Genomic DNA, 5,344 nt, shown 5'->3' with positions numbered 1-5,344 from the left:
ACCGGTGGGCAGCCGCAGAGAGGGAGCGTCTCGCCGAGCACCTGGACCGAGTCTGGCCGGACACCGATCCTGCAAGGAAGTCTCTAAGTAGCCGCAGTCCAGGCGCGTTGATCGTTGCGCCTCCAGCACTGTCCGTGACCCATCCCAGTCCTCGCCCCGCCTCCGGGCGCACGCTTCTGCTTGATGTCCGGATACCCGCCGGGATTGCGATCAGCATCGACAGGCACGTGCGCCGGCAGGAGTCTCAACCCTCGTCGTCGTACTCGCTTTCGGGCCGCAGAGCCTGCACAAAGGACACGAGGTTGGCGTCGGCACCGTTATCGGGCAGCCCAACTCCTGATCTACGTGGACTACTCGCGGCTCGCCGTCAGGACCGCAGTCCCCGTAGTCGAACGTGATCCGCTGCTGTCACAGATCCCCGAGCCTACGCACGCCAGTAGGTACTGATCCACCAGCTCCTGCTCGTAGTCGGCCTCAGCCTCGGCCGACCCGAGCCGACGCGGCGAACCCAACGAACGCACGACAGCCAACCCCACACCCCTCCAACGATCGAAGAGAGTGGCAGGAAGGTCATGACGACAGACGACGGGTCAGAATCCCTGACCATCCGTCAATCACCCGTACAGCGAACGAGCAAGGCCAGATCGAAGTACTGGCGACGGACTCCACGCCTAACCAAAAGCATCGACAGCGATCAACTCTTGGCAGTTCCGGTAACCGGCATCGGGGAGGACGCATGACGACCGCCGCGACCTGGCCCGCCGAGCTCTGGCACTGGACCGTCGCCCGGCCGTGGCTCGGCGTTCTCGCCGCCGCTGCGATCCTCGGCGCGGTGGTCGCCCATGATCAGGTGCTCGCCTGGCGGCACCGGCGGTTCGCGACCGGCGCACGGTGGCTGACCATCGCCGCCCCGCCCGAGGTCACCGCCGAGGCCGCCGCCGCGTTCTGGACCACCCTCACCGGCGTGCTGACGCCGTCGGTGTGGCGGCAGCGCCTGTTCGGCATCCCGCACGTCGGGTGGGAGTACACCTGGAGCGGCCGCGCCTTGACCATCCGGGTCTGGGTGCCCGGCACGGTGGCGTCCGGCGCGGTCGAGGCCGCTGTCCGCGCGGCCTGGCCCGCCGCCACCCTGACCGTCGCCGACGCCGCCGCCCCGATCCCACCGCGGGTGGGTGAGCAGGTGGGTGGGGCGCACTGGCCGCAGCGCACCGACGTGCTGCCGCTGCGCAGCCAGCACGACGCCGACCCGCTGCGGGCGCTGCTCGCCGCCGGCGCGCAGGTCCGCCACTGTGAACACGCGTGCGTGCAGATCCTGGGCCGCCCGGCACCCGCCCGCCGCGTCCGCGCCGCCCGCCGGGCGGCGGCGGCCACCAGCACTCATCCCCACGGGCGGCCGGATGTGGCCGCCCGCGCTGTTGCGGGTGCAGCGCGGCTGGCCGTCGAGCCCCTCCTGTGGCTGCTGGACGTGTTCACGCCCGGCTCGCCTCGGCCGCGCACCCCGGCGTATGCCGCCCGGGCGGTCGAGCGGGACCCGGTTGCCGGCGCTGAGGCCCGCACGGTCGTGGAGAAGGCGGTGCGGGTGCCGCACTTCGAGGTCGCGGTGCGGTTCGCCGTAGCGGCCGACGCGGACAAGACACCGGGCACCCAGCGGGCCGCGCAGATCCGCTCGCGCCTGGTCGGGCTGCGGCACACCATCGCCTCGGCCGCCGCCACCTACACCGGCCCGAACCGGCTGCGGGGCATGAGAATGCCACGGCCGGTGGCCACCCTCGCCGGGCGGAGGCTGCGGCGCGGGTTCCTGGCCACCGTGCCGGAGCTGGCTGCTCTCGCCGCGCTGCCGCAGGACCTCGCCGTGCCCGGCCTGAACCGGGCGCGGGCCAAGGCCGTGCCGGCGCCCGTGCAGGTGCCCTCCGGCGGCCGGGGCGTGAAGGTGCTCGGCCGCTCGCAGATCGGCCACCACAGCGTCGGCCTGCAGGTGACCGACGCCCGGCAGCATGTGCACATGGTCGGCAAGACCGGCGTCGGCAAGTCCACGCTGCTGCTGAACATGATCCTCGCCGACATTCATGCCGGCCGTGGGACGGTGGTCATCGACCCTCGCGGGGACCTGATCACCGACATCCTCGACCGGCTCCCCGCGTCGTATGCGAAGAAGATCGCGCTCATCGACCCGGACCAGGAGAACCCGGCCTGCTTCAACCCCCTCGACGACGGCGGTGACCGGCATCTGGCGGTGGACAACCTGGTGGGGATCTTCGCGAAGATCTTCCAGGGTCAGTGGGGTCCAAGGATGGACGACACGATGCGAGTGGCGTGCCTGACGCTGATGCGGCATGCGAAACCGACCCTGAGCCTGGTGCCGTCGCTGTTGCAGGACCGGGAGTTCCGGGCCAGGTTCACCCACGGCCTGGACGACCCGGACGGGCTCGGCGGGTTCTGGCTCTGGTACGACGGCATCAACGAGCAGTTCCGTGGCCAGGTCATCGCCCCCGTCCTTGCCAGGCTCAGAGCATTTCTGCTGCGCGACTTCGTCAAAAGCGTCATCGGCAACGCCCACAGCTCCTTCGACATGGGCACGATCCTCGACGGCGGAGTGCTGCTGTGCCGGCTACCCAAAGGCATCCTCGGCGAGGAGACCAGCCGCATCCTCGGCTCGCTGATCGTCGCCCGGGTATGGCAGGCCGCCATCGCCCGTGCCACCGTCCCCGAGAACCAGCGGAAAGACGCCTGCCTATACCTTGACGAGTGCCAGAACTTCCTGACGTTGCCGGGCAGCGTCGGGGACATGCTGGCCGAGGCGCGGGGGTTCCGGCTCGGGCTGGTGCTGGCCCACCAGGACCTGGCACAGCTACCGAAAGACGTGGCGGCGGCGGTGTCGGCCAACGCCCGGTCGAAGGTGTTCTTCACCGTCGACCCGGCTGATGGGCGAGAGTTGTCCCGGCACACCAAACCCGAGCTGGACGAGCACGACCTCGCCCACCTCGACGTCTACACCGCAGCCGCCCGGCTCCTGGTCGATAACCGGGAGCTGCCCGGGTTCACTTTCGTGACCAACCGGCCCCCGCCGGTCGTGGGTGAGGCGACGGCGATCCGGCAGGAGTGCGCTATCGCCCACCGTCGCGGCGGCGGTGAGCCGCCGATGCAGCAACTCGCCCGCACGGCGATGAAGCGACGTATGGACTCCCGCGACCGCTGACCAGGCGGCTCGTGCGGGGGCTCGGCGGGGTGCGGCATCGGGGGCTCGTTTGGGGGTGTCCACGACACGAGCCCCCACACGAGCCCTCACCACCCGGCCTGTCAGGTGCCTGACCTGCCTGAACCCGGCCCACGGCGGGCCTGCCAGCAAGATCGACTCATCCAGACTCCCTCCGGGATTCTCTCTCCACGGGGTGAACCTCTATGCCGCAATCGCGCTCTACTGGCCTGCTGGCCATCTACCCGCACATCACCAGCCGCGACCGCCGGCTGCTTCAGCTGCTCGACGACCACCAGGTCCTCACCACCGACCAGATCCACCGCATGCTGTTCCACGCCCGGCGGACCTGTCAGATCCGGCTCGGTGAGCTGGCCGCCCTGGGTCTGGTGGACCGGTTCCGGTTCGCCCGCGCCGGAGGCGGCAGCCAACCATGGCACTGGACGCTCGGCCACCAGGGGCACCGCTTCCAGGCCGCCGCCCACCAGCGGCCCGAGCCCACCCTGCGGGCGAGCCGGCAGACCGTGCACCGGCTGTCGGCCAACCCGCACCTGACCCACCTGCTCACCGCCAACGAATTCTTCGTCCGCCTCACCGCGTACGCCCGCGAGCACCCGGAGGCGCGGCTGGACCGGTGGTGGTCGGAAACGACCACCACGAAACGGTTCAGGACGATCACCGCTGACGGGCACGGCCTGTGGAGCGTCGGCGACGCCACGGTGGGGTTCTTCCTGGAAGCCGACACCGGCACCGAACCCTTGGGCCGGGTGGCGGCCAAGCTCGACCGGTACGCGCAGCTGACCCACCGCGGCGGTCCCCGCTACCCGGTGCTGTTCTGGCTCGGCAGCGAGCAACGCGAAGAACACCTCCACCAGCTCCTGCACACGCGACGCGACGACGTACCGGCCGCGACCGCCACCCGCAACGGCGATCCCGGCGAAGCAGTCTGGCTCCCGGTCGGCGCCACCAGCAGAGTCCGCCTCCCCGACCTGCCCAGCGACCACGGCCAGCCCGTAGCGGACAACCCGAACTACGGCGACGGCGTCTTCGTACTCTGACAGACCCTGACAGCTCTGCGGCAGCTCCTGTCAGCGCAGGTCACAGGCATGGCGTGTCTTCTGACCGGGCTTGTGCTGTCAGGTCACGAAGCTACGGTGCAACTTCTTCTCTTTTCTCGCACCGCCGCCCGTCTGTCCTCCTCGGATCTGCCCGCGCCCGCGGCATCACCGACAGCCCACCCTTTGCGGTCGGCTCGTGATCCACGCCCCGCGCACCCCTCTCACACGGCAGCTTCCCCGGCTCAGACGCCGCGATCCGGTGGCGCCACCGCGCGCCCAGCCACCTCCGTTCCTTCGCGAAGGGAGCACCCTGTCATGCCCACCCCCAGGCCGCTCACCATCCAGGTCGTCACCGTCTGCTTCGCCGCCGGCGAAGACGCCGACTGGTTCGCCGCCTCGGTGAAAGTCCACGACCATCTGCACGCTCACGGCACCCCCGCCCGCCGCTACCACGTCCGTCACCGCCGCCTCATCGGCTGGCTGACCCGCTTCTTCAGCTACCACCTACTCGACGCCGTCCGCCGCTTCGGCGCGATCACCATGGCCGCCGGGGGCCGCAAGAGCCGCCTCGACCTGACCGGCACCGCCGCGAACGCCGCCCACGACGCCACCCGACGATGGCGCGCGTGGAACGCCCACATCGGCGCCACCACCAGGCCCGCCCGCCCGTGGGAGGACTACCTCGCCCAGCACCTCGCCGACCCGGCCAAGGTCACCCTCAACGAGGCCCGCCGCCGCTTCGAGCAGCAACCAAGAGTCCTGGCGATGCTCGCCCACTCGTTCGACCCCTACGAGCTGCCCGTCTACCAGGCCGGTGAAGGCACCTACGTCGGGCTCTACTGGCGCATCGCGCTGATCGGCGACGCGCTGATCACCACCGACGGCCGGCTACTCATCGCGGCCAGCGCTTCCGTCGCGGATCGGTTCCGCTTCCTCAACGCCGCATGCGCCTACCTGCGCAGCCTGCGCTCCAACGCACGACTGTGCGCCGTCGCCATCGCCTGATACGAAAATCGGGCGGTCGTGGTGATCAGGTCAGGCTGTTTGTGTGCGTTGGACCGTGACTTGGTAGCCGAGTTGGTGGAGTTGGTCG

The 5,344-nt window shown here is 70.3% G+C and carries 3 protein-coding genes; all 3 read left to right on the top strand.

All coding sequences use genetic code 11. The annotated features are described in order from the left end of the window. The first annotated feature begins 736 nt into the window (after positions 1 to 736). The 3 genes from ACFYOS_RS36270 (at position 737) to ACFYOS_RS36260 (ending at position 5,256) form a co-directional block, all read left to right on the top strand. The gene (locus ACFYOS_RS36270) at positions 737 to 3,196 is read left to right on the top strand and encodes a type IV secretory system conjugative DNA transfer family protein (RefSeq protein WP_387151840.1); all 2,460 of its coding nucleotides are present in this window, start codon (positions 737 to 739) and stop codon (positions 3,194 to 3,196) included. A 203-nt stretch (positions 3,197 to 3,399) separates the two neighbouring features. Continuing rightward, on the top strand, positions 3,400 to 4,251 hold the full coding sequence (locus ACFYOS_RS36265; RefSeq protein WP_387151837.1) for a replication-relaxation family protein: 852 nt from the start codon (positions 3,400 to 3,402) through the stop codon (positions 4,249 to 4,251). 315 nt (positions 4,252 to 4,566) lie between these two features. Next, positions 4,567 to 5,256, top strand: a complete 690-nt coding sequence (locus ACFYOS_RS36260) for a hypothetical protein (protein ID WP_387151834.1) — start codon at positions 4,567 to 4,569, stop codon at positions 5,254 to 5,256. The last annotated feature ends 88 nt before the right edge of the window (positions 5,257 to 5,344 follow it).

It is taken from the genome of Micromonospora sp. NPDC005806 (assembly GCF_042871425.1).
GTDB lineage: Bacteria > Actinomycetota > Actinomycetes > Mycobacteriales > Micromonosporaceae > Micromonospora.
The sequence above is the reverse complement of the archived record's forward strand: the minus strand, read 5'-3'. Positions and strand labels throughout refer to the sequence as shown.

Excerpts from the sequence above, each read along its gene's own strand:
- ACFYOS_RS36270 (WP_387151840.1), top strand. The coding sequence starts at position 737 with ATGACGACCGCCGCGACCTGGCCCGCCGAGCTCTGGCACTGGACCGTC.
- ACFYOS_RS36265 (WP_387151837.1), top strand. The coding sequence starts at position 3,400 with ATGCCGCAATCGCGCTCTACTGGCCTGCTGGCCATCTACCCGCACATC.
- ACFYOS_RS36260 (WP_387151834.1), top strand. The coding sequence starts at position 4,567 with ATGCCCACCCCCAGGCCGCTCACCATCCAGGTCGTCACCGTCTGCTTC.